The organism is Bacteroidia bacterium, from assembly GCA_040880525.1.
GTDB lineage: Bacteria > Bacteroidota > Bacteroidia > CAILMK01 > JBBDIG01 > JBBDIG01.
In genome coordinates this window covers 25,009-41,753 of the sequence record JBBDIG010000021.1, presented here as the reverse complement: position 1 = coordinate 41,753, position 16,745 = coordinate 25,009, and the positions used below count along the sequence as shown (strand labels likewise).

Here is a 16,745-nt window from a genome sequence, read left to right as displayed (position 1 = left end):
TATCAGATCCATAATTATCTCAAAATGTTGAAAGAAAACGATTAAAAAGCAAGAAGTAGGGAGAAAACTAATTTCAGGATTTTGAGGAATTAGAGGAAACTAAGGATTATCCGTCCTTAGTTTCCTTAGAATCCTGAATTTCCTCAAGTGAGGTGTTTATGTACTGGTCTTTGGATTCTCGATGAATCAAGTTCGAGGTGACAAAGCTTGTAATATACCCCTCGGCAGTCTTGTCTGGAATCCCCAAACCTTTAGCCACTTCAAGGTACTTCTGGCGGTTGAAGTTATAAGGTAACTCATAGAGGAACTTTTCTTTCTTGTTCCTCCGTGAGGGTTTGATTTCTTCTTGGGGCAACTCGCCAAACACTTTGCTTGAATGCTTCACTAAAACTTTGATCATAGCTTGTACAGTCTGAAAATCCCTTTCCTCGCAAATATGCTCCTTGGCTGTATCGCCTGTTTCCATGTTCCGCAATACCGTCAATATCATACAGAAACGGTAGGCTATCAAACCCAGCCTATAGATCGTGGCCATGTAATCCAATCCTTTTAGGCTATAGTACTTTTCCAGTAATTGTCTAAAGGATTGATGGAACTGGTCTTGTTGATCTGCGGTTAGCAAAACCTGGCGTAGATCATCTTTCATAAGACTTTTATAGAACTTGTAGAACTCACTGCCCAATGCTTCAAAGTAATTATCTAAACCATTATCCGTTCGGTTGGAAAATACATTCTTCCATACTGGACGAACGTTCATATAGTAGAAAATGAAACGGCTGAATAAGCCGTTTTCCGCATTGGGTATCAAAGTCGAAACCTGTTTTGGCGTACCAGAAAGAACCGCTGAAAGGCATGGCTTTTCTATTTCTACGTACTCCCGATCAGTTCTTCGAAAATATGTTATGGGCTCATGATGAAAAGCTTTTCTAAACCCATCACTGTAATTCCCATAGTCACTTTTAAAAGCTTGGGCTAATGTATCACCTTCAGTCTCAAATAAAAGTCCGATGCCGTTGTTATCGTTTAAGATCTGATATGTGCCTGTTGCACTATTATTGGCTGGAATGATAAATGACATTATAGGCGGTGGAACTGGCTTCTCAATATCAGCGGTTCTGTTCTTTTTGGAATTGTATACTGCCATTTCTGATTCATATTGCTGTTTGTTGAGTTTGGCTTGGTCTCTTAGTTCTTTATGGATGGGTTTAACCAATTGCCGACAATGAACCAAACGACCTTTCCCTGCGGATGCCTGTGCTGTAATAAACAGATACAGATTGGGATAGACCCGATTCTCATCATATATGCCAAAAACATTGGGTAAACAGGCACTGATGGTAACAATGGATCCCAGGAGCAAAATATCCCTTTCCTCGTTAGAGGATGCTGCCTTCACTACCCTTTGAAGAAAGTCAGGAAGTTCAGGAAATAAGGAATCAGGAAATGTTGGCATTTCTTCCTGTTCCTGATTTCCGTGCTGGTGATATTCAGTTTGACTACCGTTCAGCTTCTCCCTCTTGAAAGTGTGCTGATCCTGTTTTTCTGTCCGTGGAGGTGTAATATCAATTCCAGCACCCTTTGCGAGGTAGAAAAAGGTTTTCAGTGAAACCCCACGACCTTTTGATTTCAAACAATTGTCAAATTGCGTGTCGCACTCAGGAGCTGAATAGTCGGGGTAGAACTGGCTTACCCTATGAAATAGGTTCCGGCCATTCTCCCCAAATTCATGGGCAAAGGCGAAACCTACATTTACCCAATCTTTGTAAGCAGAGGTAATATCTACCCGGTTGGTTTCAATGTACTGGATGATGCGTTCTACTTCGTTTGTTTGGGCATCTGTCTTGAATTGGTGCTGCTCTGTAACCTTGCTTTGCGGGGTAGGTTTATCAAGCCAATCCATAGGATTAAATGTTTCTCTTTCCATGTCCTATAAGTATTTGGGATTGATGAATACTTCTGGATCGTGGGGGAGGTAACAGGCTCTAGATATGTCCTTTCCATTTTCATCTATTTTAACCTGATAGTTTTTGAGTATATAATTTCCTACAGCGTTAAAATATTCCTTGTGTTTTGCTTTAGTCAAGTCAATTGGAATTATCCATTTGAGGCCATTCCCTGAAGGAGAAGTAAAGAGTAGCTCAGTCTCAAAATAACGATCATTCAGCAGTGATGATTTGAGGTTAGGAATGTCCTTAAGGTGGTCAAAATCGATGGTAAGTAATCCTGAATGTTTTTGCAGATATGCATTAGCTCTTTGCGTGAACAAACCAGAAAAGGTTACATAATCAAAATTCTTAGCCTTAAAATTTCTGGAAGCAATTACATCCTGAATTTTGCGGAGTTTATCTGTAGCCCAATTAAAATCTTTTCGCCTAATAAGGTGAAATACATCTACCAGGGAAACAGTGTGACTTGGAAACAGATTAAACAAGGGTTTCTTAAAGTAGCTGAATACAGGTGATTTTATCTTCTTAAATTCATTATCGGCAAGTTCAGATTGTAATTCCTCGTGTTTGCCTACGCTTGGATAGCAATTATTGCCTGAATTGAGGAACTCATCATGCGATTCAGTACGGACGGGACTATTTATCTCTTTCATAGCTTCACCCTCCCTTTTTTGATTAGATAATCAGCAGCTTTTTGGTCAATTTCATCCTGAGTGGAATTGCGATTGCGCAGCAACCAGCTTTCCAACTCACTTTTTTTGAAATAAAGCTTCTTCCCATTGGGCTTGTAGTGCGGAATACTCCCTGCACTTGTCAATTTGTACAAGTGTGACTGAGAAAGCTCCAAGTACTCGCAAGCCTCTTTGAAGTTCAAAACTTCCTTAGTTTGAATCCCCTGGCGCTCTATGAGGCGTTGGAGATTGTCAAGACGTAATATTATTTCGTCCATTTTCATGTCAATTATGATGTGAGAAATGGACTTTAGCGCTAAAGCCATATTCGTTTGTCGAATACGGCTCAAAAATATATTGAGTTTTAGGGGGATATGACCACAGCAAGGCAGGTGCAGTGCAGAGTGCAGAGTGCAGAGTGTTCGGTCAGGTGAAAACAAGAGCTCACTCTGAGAAAGAAAGGCCTAAACAAAAGCAAAAAAAAATAATAGTGCAGGGTGCAGAGTGCCCTACTTCAAGTGGGATGCTGCATTTTCAATAATGTGCGCGGTTTTTACTGGCTTTTTCATTGACCTAAATTTCTTTCTGTCAAAGGAGTTCCCATCAGCATCAACAAAGCACTGGCAGGTTACTTTCCATTGCTCTTGTTTTAGGTTCTTTATTAATTTCCAATCGTTATGAATGAGTTTGATGAAATAGTAAAGCTGACTGATGCTGCCGGTCCAAGTTGTAGGAGTTTTAATTTCTTTATTTGAGAATACCTTATTAAAATTTGAAAGGTTCGTGCCTGCATCAATCAGGTGAGTAAATTTTAAACTTTCATATAGGTTGGCAAGCTTGTCGGGGTCTACCGCATATTGAAGATACGTAAATGAATGAGTACTCGATGGAATCTGTTTATTCTTAAGGTTAGGTTTACCTTCTATAATATTGAAATACTCCTCATATATTTCTTTCATTATTTCATTGATGCCCTTAAGAGAATTCTCCCAGGGGTTATAGGTTTCACCCATAAAAGTTTGGGCTTTATCTAATAGACTCTGCAAATCAAGAAACCATTGTTTTTCATTTTCCACTAATGAAAACTGATAAACTATAAATTCCTTCTTTTGAAAAACATTGAATTTACTTATCCTTTCTAAAACATAGTAGGAGTATGCATCATTTAGAGAAATAAAATTCAACTTTTGTCTCAGTTCTTCTAAATCTTCTATGCAGATTTCATAGATTTTCCTTTCATTATTTAGACAGTTTATAGAACTCATCTCAATAAAGGAAATAGCATAAAGAAAATTTTTTGGTGGCCTCATATTTTGATTTTATTAGCTGCTTCTCGTTTTTTGTCGTCAATAACCTTGGCGTATACTTGGGTTGTTTTTAAATCTCTATGTCCTAAGAGTTTGGAAACCGTGTAAATATCTGTTCCAGCGGATAGCTGTAACGTAGCATAGGTATGTCGGGCACAGTGAAAAGTGATGGTCTTGGAAATACCTGCCTTCATCATCCATTGTTGCAACTTCATATTGTGCCATGCCGAATATTTTAATCCATCAAAAACCCTTTGGCTGTTCTCCTGGCGTTCGCCTAGCAAGTTATAGGCTTGCTCTGAGATAGGAAGGGTTTCAGTCCCCTTAGTTTTCTTTTGCATGAAACGGATATAATACCCCATGCTCTTGGAGTGTTGCACCTCAGACCAAAGTAGCTTGTGTATGTCTGACCAGCGAAGCCCACTAAGGCATGAAAAGATGAAGGCGGTTTTCAGTAACGGAATTTCACATTCTGAATTTACGGCTGCTTGCAGTTCTTCCAGTGTCAAAAATGCTCTCTCCGGTTCACCCTGCCTGAATACTTCAACTCCTTCACTTGGATTGGTTGGAAGGATTTCATCTTTTACGGCTTGCTTCAGTGCTGCCCTAAATTTGTTGAAATAGGAGTATTTGGAGTTCTGAGATAGCGGCTCATTGCTTTTGGTTCTGGCCTCTTTATCGAGGTAAAACTTGAACTCCTGGACAAACTGCCTGTCAACCTGCGCGAAGGTTATGTTTGCAGGCATAAATTCCTTTAAATGTTTAAGCATACTGTCCCAATTCCCGTAGTTGCCGGAGCTGTCTTTTCGTCTCTCGGTGAGTAATCCAATGTAGGCTGTAAAGCTACCCTTTAGTTTCGCATTATCACGAAACCCATAGATCCCATTTTGGATTTCGATTTGTCGCTGTGCTCTAATTGTACCTGCCAGTTGTAGCGTCTTTTTATTAATCTCCTTCTCCTCCTTAGTCCTGGCTTTAGGGTTCAGGTATAGTTTAAGAGATTCCGTCTTTCTCCGGCCCTTGTGATAATAGTCAAGGTAGAGGCTGGTTTGTCCGCCCTGGTTGCGTTCTCTTAGCGTTACTTTCATGTTTGAAAAAGCTTTTCGATGGATGATCTTTTGATGATCGTACGCCTACCGACTTTACCTGCTTTTATGTTCCCGGTTTTAATTTGGCGGTATAGGGTCATTCTGCTTGTTCCGAGGAGTTTACAGGTTTCCGCAATACTCAGGAAAGCTTTTTGGCTGACTTGCTCCTGAATGAAGTCTTGCTTCTGGATGGCCGTTGGTACTACCTCTTGAATCTTGGCTTCCCTCACTCGTTTCTTGTATGCCCGTTTGGCGCAGTTGTCCCCACAATATTGGGTAACTGTGGTCTTGGCAATAAACTCAGTTCCGCAGTGCTGACAGATTTTTGGTACTCTAATGTTGCTGCTCATATTGTGTGATGTCTTGTTGTGGCCAAAGTATGTATCAGATTGTCTCTCATTGTATCCCAATGTATCTCTATGTATCATAATTTCGCCCGTGTTCTAAATATTTTGTTGCTAACAACAATAATCGGGATGTCAGCAACAGATTAGCAACAAATCTATGCCAAAAAAGGAAAGTTAGCAACAAATAAAAATAGATAAAACAGCCTTTAAGCTATAACTAAGAAAGGATTAGCTAAACATCTGAAAAGTAATTACTTTCCAATACAAAACTTTGAAAAAATAGTCCCCAGAATCTCATCAGTAGTAATCTCCCCGGTGATCTCACCTAGGGCTTGAAGTGCTCTACGGATGTCCACTGTGAGGAGATCGGTGGTGAGGCCGCTGTCGAGGGCGGAGAGGACATCGCGGACGGCCTCGCTGGCGCGGCTCAACGCTTCGTGGTGGCGCAGGTTGGTGACTACACCATAGTCGCTGATGCCTTTGCCGAGGTTAACGCGGTTGAGCAATGCCATGGTTAGCTGGTCAATGCCCTCATGGGTTTTCGAGGATATATATATCGGTTCTGGGTTCTGGGTTCTGGGTTCCGCGTTGCGAGTTTCGCGTTGTGAACCCTGAACCCGGAACTTTGAACTTTGAACTTTGAACTCAGAACTTTGAACCCGGAACTTTGAACTCAGAACTTTGAACTCAGAACTTAAATCCAGTTTGTTTCCCACCACAACCGGTTCCTGCTGTAGGTTCAGCTCTGCCAGGTCCTGTTTTACTTCGGCTGGAGTAAGTTCATTCACGTCATATAAGTAGATGAGGATGTTGCTCTTGCCGATGCTCTGGCGGGTGCGTTCAATGCCGATGCGCTCTATCTCATCCCCGGCTTCGCGGATTCCTGCCGTGTCAGTAAACCGGAAGAGGATGCCGTTGATGCTGATGGTGTCCTCAATCGTATCGCGCGTGGTACCGGGGATTTCGCTGACGATGGCGCGCTCTTCCTGAAGCAGGGCATTGAGCAGCGTGCTTTTACCTGCGTTGGGCCTGCCGGCAATGGTTACGGATACGCCCTTTTTGATGACGTTGCCCAACTGAAAAGATTTTAGCAGGCCACTGACATTGTCCTTTATTTCTGTAATCAACTGTCGGAATTGGTCGCGGTTGGCAAATTCCACATCTTCCTCCGCAAAATCCAGCTCCAATTCAATGAGTGCCGTGAAGTGAACCAGCCGTCCGCGCAGTTGCTTTATTTTTTCTGCAAACCCACCCCGCATCTGGAAAAGTGCGGTTTTATAGGCCGCCTCCGATTCGGAGTTGATGAGGTCGGCCACGGCCTCTGCCTGGCTGAGGTCCATCTTCCCATTCAGGAAAGCACGCATGGTAAACTCTCCGGCTTTTGCCGGGCGAATTCCCTGAAGCATCAATGCCTGCATCACACGCTCAAGCACCACCGAGGAGCCGTGACAACTGATCTCGAGCACATCCTCGCCTGTATAGCTTTTCGGTCCGCGAAAAATACCGATCACCACCTCGTCCAGGGTTTGTCCCTCATGCTGTAAAGTACCGTAATGAAGGGTATGGCTTTTTACTGAAGTCAGATCCTTGCCGATGAAAAGTGGATTCACGCTGGAAAAAGCATTCTTACCTGAAATACGAATCATGCCTACTGCCGCAGGGCCGGCAGCCGTGGCTATTGCAGCAATTGTATCGTCCTGTCTGAAATTCATAACCCGTTTTTTCCTGAACAGCAAAGGTTGAATAAGAATAAGAATTTTTAGCGAACGGAAAAAAGATATGGGCCGGTTGGTTACAGTGATGAGTCAGGAAAAGCTCAGGGACAGTGGATAAACATTTTTAGCAAAGGCTTGAAATTCTTGGAGCAAAAAAATCATTCTTCAAAAAACAAAATGTGAGATACGCGCTTTTTTAATAAACAGGGAATTTTATATACCTCTGGAAATTTGGAAAGACAAGGAAGTTTTCCTTTATTGCCCCACCTAAGAAAATTCAACTATGACAAATACAAAAATCCCCATGAGCAACAAAAGGGAAAAGTATACAGCAGAATTTCAGCTAAGATCAAGTCCTGATCTTCTCTATAATTACCTGGCAACGGCATCCGGCCTCACGGCCTGGTTTGCTGATGATGTAACCGTAAATGGTGATGTCTATACGTTTATGTGGGATGGAAGCCCTGAGCGGGCGCAAATGATCCGGAAAAAGCCCGGAAAGCTTGTAAAATTTCAGTGGCTTGACCGGGATGCTGAAGAGTATCTCACCTTCGAAATAGAGTTGGATGAACTGACCCGGGATGTGGCGCTGATGGTTACTGACTTTGAGAATGAGGATGAAATACAGGAAGCCAAAATGGTTTGGCAGGTTTCTATTGATCAGCTAAAAAGCACCATCGGGGGATAACATTTCATTTCAGCCCCTGCTCCTTTCTTCGGGCAGGCATGGAAAGCAGGATACAAAAACAATCAGCGCATACCGTTTAGCTGCTTCTTCAGCGCTTTGCGGGCAAAGTGGATACGGCTTTTCACTGTTCCGATGGGCAGGCTAAATGCATCGGCTATTTCCTGATATTTAAAGCCTTTGAAGTGCATCAGGAATGGCGTCTTAAAGTCTGGGTTTATGCGCTCCATTGCCCAGTCAATATCTTCCATTGCGAGCTGGCCTTCGCCTCCATTCGTCACTTCCCTTGAGGTGGAAGAGTTTATGAAAAAATGGTTATCGGTTCCATCCGAAATCACCCTGCGCTTGCTTTTCTTCCTGTAATCATTAATGAAGATGTTCTTCATTATGGTGTATAACCACGCTTTGAGGTTGGTGCCTTCTTTAAACTTATCCTGGCTGGCAAGTGCTCTTAACATTGTCTCCTGCATCAGGTCTTTTGCATCTTCCATATCGCGCGTAAGATTGAGCGCTACTGGCTTCAGGTCATTGGAAAACTGATACACCTGGGAAGTAAAATCTGTGGTTGGCATTGGTTCTACGTTTAATGGTACTAACAAAATATTAAACAATACATTTCAAAAGGGAATCCTGTTCAGAGAAGCCCTTCCTTTTTGAATCGAACATTTCTAAATTCCTGAGCTATGATATGGAGAAATTTTCTTCTATGTTGACATTTACATGAAATGATCATATAATGTTTAATATATGTTGTAAAAAGTTAAACAAACTTACAGGGAATGTGTCAGAAAAAAGAGAAATCTTCCTGAAATATTTTTTAGTTGCGGCTGTCGCTTCTTTTTAGCGATTCCAGAAAATCTATGAATTCAGGAAGATTTCGCAGGAAATGAACCCTTTCCTGCGCGCAGAGGTCGCTGCACCTGACCTGGAGCCCTCCGGCTATGATCTGTGCCTTGGGGAAAGCCTCCGCCAGTCCGTCAATAAAATCCCGGATCTGTTTCCCGGCAGGGGCCACATGCGTTAAGCAGGTAACCACAACATCCGGATGATAACACTCATATACCAGCTTCAGATCGGCAAAGGGCACGGCCTGCCCAAGATAGATGACCTTATGATGGTAGGACTTGATGATATATGCCGCTAAAAGCAGCCCTATTTCATGCAGCTCATTGGAGGGCAGGAACAGCAGGAATTTCTTAGCTTCGGGGTCAGTAGAAGTTCCCTGCGCATCTATGGCAACAATTATTTTTTGACGGATAATATTGCTAATAAAATGCTCCTGTGCGGGCCGGATGGAGCCACTTTGCCACAAAATCCCAATCCTTTCAAACAATGGCGATATGATCTTCAGCATCGTCTGGATAAAGCCATATCGCAATGTGCATGATGATATCAGCTTTTCCACTTGCAGTTCATCAAGCTCCACCGTAGCCAGGATCAGCGCATTTATCTGCGGGTTAAAGCTGTTTTCCTTTTCACCAAGGTTGCGAACGAGCTCCGACAACCGTTCAGGACTCATTTCCACAATCTGAGAGATCTTATAGCCGTGCTGGTTCAGGTAAGCCACATTCAGCAATAACCGCAAATCCTCTTCGTCATAGTAGCGTATGTTCGTACCTGTACGCTTCGGCTTCAAAATTTCATAGCGCTGCTCCCATATACGAATGGTATGCGCTTTAATGCCTGAGAGCGCCTCAAGTTCCCGGATAGAAAAATTCAAATCTCCTGGTGGTTAAATCTTGTGATGAGCCTTTTCATTGGCCTGTGAGATGACCGGGTTGTAACGAAAGCATTTTTTATTTGTTTGAACTCCTGAAAATCCTTCTCAATTCTTTTAAATGGCCGGTTTTATAAATTTTTCACATAATAAGACGGACTAAATTAAGTAGCTTTGTAATAACGTAACCGGGTATAAATACACCCTGTACAACTAACTGCCGATTCAGTACGTCTACAATCAGGTAACGCACAACAAATGCAGGTAAATTTTTACCAAAAAAGCAGTGCAATCGTATTGCTTTTGTCTTTTCTATGTATCTCTGCCACAGCTCAGGTTAAGTTCCGTGAGAACAAAGGGCAATGGGAGGAGCCTGTAAAATTCAGGACTTCAATTCCCGGTGGTGAGCTGTTTCTGGAAAAGGACGGTCTTACCTACTCCTTTTATGATGAAAGCGCGGTGCATGATCGCTATCACAACAGCGCTACGACCGAGTCCTATTCAGGGCATGCTGTAAAAGTGAAATTTCAAGGTGCCAATGCTGTTATACCTGTCGGATATGATACTTCATCCGAATACTACAATTATTTTCTGGGTAATGATCCCACGCGTTGGGCTTCTGGTGTAAAGGCATTTGGAAAAGTGATTTACAGGAATATTTATGATCATATTGATCTTGAGATCGTGGCGATGGACCAGGCCGTAAAGTATAACTTTATCGTCAACCCGGGGGGAGATCCTGATGATATCGCGCTGCTTTACTCAGGAGGTGATGAATTGGCACTTCAGGAGGGCGCACTCACGCTGTCTACCTCACTCAACAAGATAGTGGAACAGGAACCTTACAGCTACCAAATTCAGGGAGAACAGGAGAAAGAAGTAAAATCCGGCTTCAGGCTGAAAAATGAGAGGATGCAGTTTAAAGTCGGCCGCTACAACAAAAGCATTCCATTAGTGATTGACCCGTTGGTGGTGTTCTCTACCTTCTCCGGATCGGTGGGTGATAACTTCGGCTTTACGGCTACCTACGATGATCAGGGTAATGGCTACGGTGGCGGAACCGTATACGAACAAGGATATCCTGTAACCGCGGGTGCTTATCAGCAAAATTTCAAAGGTCCCTTCCCATCCGGCCTCTCTAGCGGAACCGATGCAGGCATAATGAAACTTTCTCCGGATGGCAAACAACTTCTTTATGCTACCTACCTGGGAGGTTCAGGCGATGATAGGCCCCATAGCATGGTGGTTAACAGCAGAGGCGAACTTATCATCCTGGGGACTACCTCTTCCTTTAATTTTCCAACCTCTTCAAATGCCTTCAATCGCAGCTTGCAGGGTGGAACCGATATTTTCGTTTCGCGCATTTCTGCTGACGGGAAAACACTGCTGGCCTCTACGCTGGCCGGAGGACATAACAATGATGGCCTGAACGGAGATGGAAGATTCGCTACAAGTCCCCTGGCTTACAACTATGGCGACCAATTTCGCGGGGAAGTGATTACAGATCAAAATGACAACGTTCTAATTGCAAGCTGTACCGAGTCCTCAAATTTTCCGGTACGAAATGCTTTTCAGGGGACTTATGGCGGAGGCCAGGACGGAGTGGTGCTGAAACTCACAGATGACCTTGATATGCTCCTCTGGAGTTCTTTTATTGGAGGGAACAGCACAGATGCCGCTTACGGACTGCACATTTCAGCAGACAATGAATTGTTCGTTTGTGGCGGAACAAAAAGCAATAATTTCAAGACCACTCCGGGTGTTTTGACAGAAACATTCGCAGGCGGCACCGATGGCTTCGTAGCGAAAATTAATGCGCTGACGGGAGAATTACAGGCTTCTACATTTCTGGGTACCAATCAATATGACCAGTGCTATTTTGTACAGCTTGACGGCAAAGGACAGGTATACGCAATGGGCCAGACAAAAGGCATCTGGCCTGTAACTTCGGGAGTTTACAGCAACAACAACGGCAAGCAGTTCATCACCGTGCTTGATAAAGCGCTCAGCACCCGAAAGGCCTCCACCGTATTTGGAACCGGAAATTCTGTACCGGACATCTCCCCTTCGGCATTTCTTGTGGATCTATGCGGTCGTGTATATGTTTCAGGCTGGGGAGGGCAAACCAATAATACTTACAATCAGTCGGGTTCTGTGATGACAGGAATGCCCCTCAAGGAAGAATATCAGACAACAACCGATGGCTCAGATTTTTACCTGATCATCCTTTCCCGCTCCATGAAAGACCTGGTGTATGCCACCTATTTTGGCGGAGGCAGAAGCAGCGAACATGTGGATGGCGGAACCAGCCGTTTCGACAAACACGGGAAGGTATATCAATCGGTTTGTGCCGGCTGTGGCGGATTTTCAGATTTTCCGACCACCGAAGATGCCTGGTCTCAGACAAACAATGGAAAGCGCCCCAATTCACCGGAAGGTGGCTGTAACAACGCTCTATTTAAAATTGATTTGAACTCATCCAACTTTGCTCCTGAATTCAGGGATACGATCATAACTGTTATGGCCACCGAAAAAATTGATTTTTCATTTATGGTCACTGACAAAGATCCTTACGATTCCGTATTTTTTAGTTTCGGAGGGCCGATGTTTGACCCTGACAAATTTCCGGGACCTCATGCTAAGATTGTAAGCAAATTCGGTATTTCAAGCGCCACAGGGCGCTTTACCTGGCAAACTTCCTGCGATCATATAACAAACGCTGATACCCTTGTTGCAACGATATATATGCGAGATGATGGCTGCCCCACACCACGCACTTCGGAAGGTACCATCAAAATCGTAGTGCAACCTCCACCACCCCCAGCCCCCCCTGCCATATTTTGCTTAAAACGCATGTCTGACAACAACCTTGAGCTGAACTGGGGTGAATTTGAAACCGGCAAATATGTGTCGCATTACAACCTCCTGAAAAGATACCCGGATGGCCGAATCGAAATTCTCAAGGAGATTAGAAACCCCGATGATATTCAGTTCCTGGATAAGGCCGCTCCCGATCATGCGAACGTGGATTATTGCTACCTAATTCATGGTGTAAATATCTGCGGAATGTCAGGCGATTCCACCCGTTGGGAATGTTCGATTCCTGACGAAGATTCCCTGCCGCCTTCATCCTATATCTATACAGTAACCGTGGTAGATAATGACTACCTGAAACTGGTGTGGCAGAGATATTCCAAAGATGATTATTACATGTATAAAATTCTGAGGAAGAAAAATAATCCTGATAGTGAATTTGAAGTGCTGCATACCATAAAAAATATTGATGATACTACATTCTTTGATTATTCGGCTGACGTACATAATCATTCCTATTGCTATGTAGTAACTAATGTAGACCAGTGCTTCCTGCAAAGCGCATCCGGCAACTTCAGTTGCTCCATTCATCTTTCAGGTGAATCAGTTCCTTTTGAGCACTATCTGGACTGGAATAAATATGAGAAATGGAAAGGCGGTGTAAGAGAATATGAAGTGATCCGTAGAGATCCGTATAATCCTGACTCTGTCGTGATCATCACAGAACAGCACATGTTGCAGACGATAGATAAAAATCTCAATCTGGACGTGGGCCTCTATTGGTACCGCATCATTGGCCACGAAGGCGACAAAGGATTGGGTGCCGAAAGCGTCAGCAATGAAATCGAGCTTGTACAGGCTCCGGAATTATACGTACCCAACGTATTTTCTCCTAATGATGACGAGAGCAATGACCTGTGGAACATGGTCCCCGTTTTCGTAAAAGATTTTGAAGTGAAAGTGTATAATCGCTGGGGCGAGCGCGTTTTTCATAGCAATGACCGCCACGACCGATGGAACGGCACATACAAAGACCGAGAGCCCTTCGATGCCGTCTTCGTATACATTATCACCTATACCGGCTGGGACGAAAGCCGTCATCACACCAAAGGAACCGTTACCATCATCCGGTAAAATTCATTCGCCTTTATAAATAATTTTCACGGTCGATTAATCGTCATTGGCCATAAGAGATTCAAAAATCAAATTTTCTGTAATATATATTGAGAAATGAAAACTTATTTTTAAAAGTTTGTTTGTTTTAATATTTGATTTTTTAACCACAATAAGCTTTATTTAATTATTTAAATTTATTTTTTATGGATTAATTTTAAAGAAATAATAAAAGGGTATAAAATAAATGGGGATTATTAAGCTGTACGAAACGACTGCGCAAAAACTGCTATTATCCAATAATCAAATAAACCTTGCTGTACCTTCGCAGCATATAGAACCGGCAAGCAAGACATGAGTGAAAACCTGAATATACGCAACCGGAAGGCTTACCATGAATATGAGATCATGGATAAGTTTACGGCAGGGCTGAGCCTGACAGGAACCGAGATTAAATCTATCAGGGCGGGGAAGGCCAGCATTGCCGAGGGCTACTGCTACCTGAAGCAAGGCGAGATGTGGATTAGAAACATGCATATTGCCGAATACAAGCAGGGCAATATTTATAATCATGAACCCCTGCGCGAACGCAAGCTTCTATTGAACAAGAGGGAATTGCGCAAAATTGAGAATGAGGTGAAAACCAAGGGAATAACTCTTATTCCGCTCAGCGTATTCATTTCGGATACCGGCTTTGCGAAAATGCAATTTGCCATTGCCCGCGGAAAGAAGCATTATGATAAGCGCCAATCATTGAAGGAAAAGGATGCAAAGCGCGAAATAGACCGCACCCAATTCTGAAGCGTATTTCCATATTTCTCACAACTCCTTTTCCAAAGCTGAAAATAAATGATCTGGTTTATCAATGGTAAAATAGGCTTCGGCTCCCCGCCTGCCGGCCGGATTTTCTGGGGAAGAGATGATGAATTTGTGCAGGGTGCTGCGAAATTTTTTGACGATCCTCAAATGAAATTCCCACCCCTTGATTTTAAATTTCTCTCTACCTGCCGTGCGCGCTATGCTTTGGGATATGAATTTGGACGGGAAAAATTATTGGAAATTTCGACCACCGAAGGGCCTCATCATTTGGTCGGTTTCAGTATGGGGTGCGCTTTTGCAGAAGGGATGGCAGAAGCCTTTGGGGAAGAGGGAGTACTGGGCAAAACTGTCCATATCAATGCATTCCAGGCTGCTCATCTGGAGGTGAAGGATCGTACCCGCTTCGTTGTGGAGTATCAACTGGAAGACGATCCGGTGATCAACAACAAACTGCTTAGCTTGCTCGGCATAGCAAGACCCGGAAAAATTCAAGGCACCACAATGAGCTTTACAGAAAAGAGCGGATTTCTTGTTACCCTGATCGTTCATCGCAGCCCGATTTGGCATCAGAAAGGCCGGTTTTGGGAAAATCTGAGCCAGCTCGTCCGGGAGCAAATAAACGCGGTGTAAATGTTTATTTTTGCTTTTCTGCAACCCACTGTACCGAAATGTGTTCTAACATCCTGAAGAAAACTGTACTGGAAAAATGGCAATAAAACGACTAAGGAATTTTTACTGAATCCTTTTTTGTTTACAATATCAAAATTTTAATCTCAAATCAACTCAACATGAAAAACACAAATCAGAAATTCATTTTCAGCCTTATTGCTTCGGCAATTGTTTTAATGGCTTTGCCTGCAAACGTTGCAGCTCAGTCAGGGCCATCCATCAGGATTTTCGCAATGCCCCAAGCTACCATGATGCTGAACGCAGACGATTCAGAAAGAGGCAGCCATAATTACGAATTCACCATGGGCACTGCTTTTGGACTTGGCGGGGGATACAAGTTCTCAGACAAAGCAGGGCTGGGCCTGGATCTCATTTATAGCATGGAAGGCCAAAAATATACTATGACCGATACAGCAAAGCAGACATACTCATTTCAGCAAAAGGTCAATTACCTCAAAATACCGCTGGCACTTACCCTGAATAGCAATCCTGATAATCGTGTAATGTTTGCATTCAGGGCAGGGCCGCAAATTTCTTTGTTGCTGAGTTCTTCCCTTGAAGATGGTGATGGCGATGAAATTGAAATTATTCCGAGTGAGCCCGATCCTTACGAGAGCATGCTTATAGGTGCCATGATGGAAACCGGAATTGATATTCGTATTTTAGAAAGCTTCCTGCTTAATACCGGGTTCCGGTTCGATTATTCATTTGGAAATTCAGAAAATGAGGACTTTCCTGGCCGTGCCGATGACCGTGCTCCAACTAATAATATTACTGCCGGCTTTATGCTGGGCTTTAAATATTTAATAGGCAATTAATTTTCGCTATTTCCTAAATATAAAAAAAGCAGCTATCAGAAAGGTAGCTGCTTTTTTTATGCTGATTTTAACATTTCAGTTCCATTCACCCATTTTGCCGCTTTGATAATCCCTGATAGCCTGCCGGATCTCTTCCTGCGTATTCATAACAAATGGACCATGCGCCACAATAGGTTCATTAAATGGAGCGCCATGACCGAAAACCAGGGTCACCTCAGTAAGCGCTTCTATCTGCAGTTTCTCTCCTTCATGAGCAAATTCCACCAGGTGATGGGTCTCAGCTTCAAGGCCATTTACTTTCACTTTTCCATTCACTACATAAAAGAGAATATTGTGCGCTGTCGGCACCTCCACCTCCCATTTAGCCCCCTCCTTTCCTTTGATCGTAAACATGCTGATGTGGGTGGGTGGATCAATGGCGCCTTGCGTCTGGCCCCACTGCCCTGAAATTACATCCACGCTAACCCGGCCATTATCCAGCACAACTTTCGGAATTTCCTCTTTCTGTAGTCCCGTATATTCTGGCTCCGTCATTTTGAGCTTTGAAGGCAGGTTCAGCCAAATTTGGATCACCTCTTCCAGGCCGCCATTTTCCTTAAATTCTTCTGATGAAACTTCAGAATGGATAAGTCCGCTACCTGCGGTCATCCACTGTATGCCGCCAGCATAGATCGTGCTCTCGCCACCTGACGAATCCTTATGCGTTATTTCACCGTTCAGGATCAGTGTGAGCGTTTCGAACCCGCGGTGGGGATGCGGTCCGAATGGAAGTCCATTATTGCCGGGTTTATAATGCTGCGGCCCGTGATGATTCAGAAAAAGGAATGGATCCAGAAATTCAAGAGCAGGGAGCGGCAAAGCCCGGTAGGTGATGAGATCGTCAATAGGGGCATAAACCGCCTGGTGGGTTTGCTTAATCTTTCGCATTGGGTAAACTTTTTTATCATAACTATTTCTGTAACGCAATGTTTTTATGGGCTACAACCAGACCTGAATTCCCCAAAATATAATCAGCTATTAAATTATTAACTCAAGT

Annotated in this window: 15 protein-coding genes; 5 read left to right on the top strand and 10 right to left on the bottom strand. The window is 43.4% G+C overall.

The genetic code is table 11. The features are described from left to right. Positions 1-106: 106 nt before the first annotated feature. The 7 genes from WD077_05870 to mnmE all read right to left on the bottom strand — a co-directional run bounded on the left by WD077_05870 (position 107) and on the right by mnmE (position 7,071). Entirely contained in the window at positions 107-1,924 is a 1,818-nt protein-coding gene (locus WD077_05870) for a DUF3987 domain-containing protein (GenBank protein MEX0966745.1), read from the bottom strand. Positions 1,925-1,927: 3 nt separating this feature from the next. Further along, the gene (locus tag WD077_05865) at positions 1,928-2,599 is read right to left on the bottom strand and encodes a BT4734/BF3469 family protein (protein ID MEX0966744.1); all 672 of its coding nucleotides are present in this window, start codon (positions 2,597-2,599) and stop codon (positions 1,928-1,930) included. Beyond that, positions 2,596-2,967, bottom strand: coding sequence for a helix-turn-helix domain-containing protein (locus tag WD077_05860; protein ID MEX0966743.1), 372 nt, complete (start codon positions 2,965-2,967; stop codon positions 2,596-2,598). The genes WD077_05865 and WD077_05860 overlap by 4 nt, the downstream gene beginning before the upstream one ends. 159 nt (positions 2,968-3,126) lie before the next feature. Beyond that, positions 3,127-3,927, bottom strand: a complete 801-nt coding sequence (locus WD077_05855) for a hypothetical protein (GenBank protein MEX0966742.1) — start codon at positions 3,925-3,927, stop codon at positions 3,127-3,129. After that, a complete protein-coding gene (locus tag WD077_05850) occupies positions 3,924-5,012 on the bottom strand; it encodes a site-specific integrase (protein ID MEX0966741.1) in 1,089 nt (362 codons plus the stop codon). Before WD077_05850 ends, WD077_05855 begins: the two co-directional genes overlap by 4 nt. Beyond that, the gene (locus tag WD077_05845; GenBank protein MEX0966740.1) at positions 5,009-5,440 is read right to left on the bottom strand and encodes a helix-turn-helix domain-containing protein; all 432 of its coding nucleotides are present in this window, start codon (positions 5,438-5,440) and stop codon (positions 5,009-5,011) included. Before WD077_05845 ends, WD077_05850 begins: the two co-directional genes overlap by 4 nt. Before the next feature lie 170 nt (positions 5,441-5,610). Beyond that, positions 5,611-7,071, bottom strand: a complete 1,461-nt coding sequence (mnmE, locus tag WD077_05840) for a tRNA uridine-5-carboxymethylaminomethyl(34) synthesis GTPase MnmE (GenBank protein MEX0966739.1) — start codon at positions 7,069-7,071, stop codon at positions 5,611-5,613. A 286-nt stretch (positions 7,072-7,357) separates the two neighbouring features. Between mnmE and WD077_05835 the strand changes: the two genes are divergently transcribed. Beyond that, positions 7,358-7,762 (top strand): START-like domain-containing protein, encoded by a 405-nt coding sequence (locus tag WD077_05835; GenBank protein ID MEX0966738.1) that lies wholly within the window; start codon positions 7,358-7,360, stop codon positions 7,760-7,762. A 62-nt stretch (positions 7,763-7,824) separates the two neighbouring features. Here WD077_05835 and WD077_05830 read toward each other — a convergent pair whose 3' ends face one another. Then, positions 7,825-8,331, bottom strand: coding sequence for a sigma-70 family RNA polymerase sigma factor (locus WD077_05830; protein ID MEX0966737.1), 507 nt, complete (start codon positions 8,329-8,331; stop codon positions 7,825-7,827). A 245-nt stretch (positions 8,332-8,576) separates the two neighbouring features. Then, positions 8,577-9,479: a MerR family transcriptional regulator gene (locus tag WD077_05825; protein ID MEX0966736.1), complete on the bottom strand. Its 903-nt coding sequence runs from the start codon at positions 9,477-9,479 to the stop codon at positions 8,577-8,579. 300 nt (positions 9,480-9,779) lie between these two features. On the opposite strand from WD077_05825, the gene WD077_05820 reads away from it, so the two are divergent. From WD077_05820 to WD077_05805, 4 genes are all read left to right on the top strand, one after another. After that, positions 9,780-13,424, top strand: coding sequence for a gliding motility-associated C-terminal domain-containing protein (locus tag WD077_05820; protein ID MEX0966735.1), 3,645 nt, complete (start codon positions 9,780-9,782; stop codon positions 13,422-13,424). Between the two features lie 333 nt (positions 13,425-13,757). After that, the gene (gene smpB, locus WD077_05815; protein MEX0966734.1) at positions 13,758-14,204 is read left to right on the top strand and encodes an SsrA-binding protein SmpB; all 447 of its coding nucleotides are present in this window, start codon (positions 13,758-13,760) and stop codon (positions 14,202-14,204) included. Between the two features lie 48 nt (positions 14,205-14,252). Next, complete coding sequence (locus WD077_05810; protein ID MEX0966733.1) at positions 14,253-14,852, top strand: hypothetical protein; 600 nt, start codon at positions 14,253-14,255, stop codon at positions 14,850-14,852. A 158-nt stretch (positions 14,853-15,010) separates the two neighbouring features. Further along, complete coding sequence (locus WD077_05805) at positions 15,011-15,709, top strand: outer membrane beta-barrel protein (GenBank protein ID MEX0966732.1); 699 nt, start codon at positions 15,011-15,013, stop codon at positions 15,707-15,709. A 75-nt stretch (positions 15,710-15,784) separates the two neighbouring features. Here the strand turns inward: WD077_05805 and WD077_05800 are convergent, their stop codons facing one another. Beyond that, positions 15,785-16,636, bottom strand: a complete 852-nt coding sequence (locus tag WD077_05800) for a pirin family protein (protein ID MEX0966731.1) — start codon at positions 16,634-16,636, stop codon at positions 15,785-15,787. Positions 16,637-16,745 lie beyond the last annotated feature (109 nt).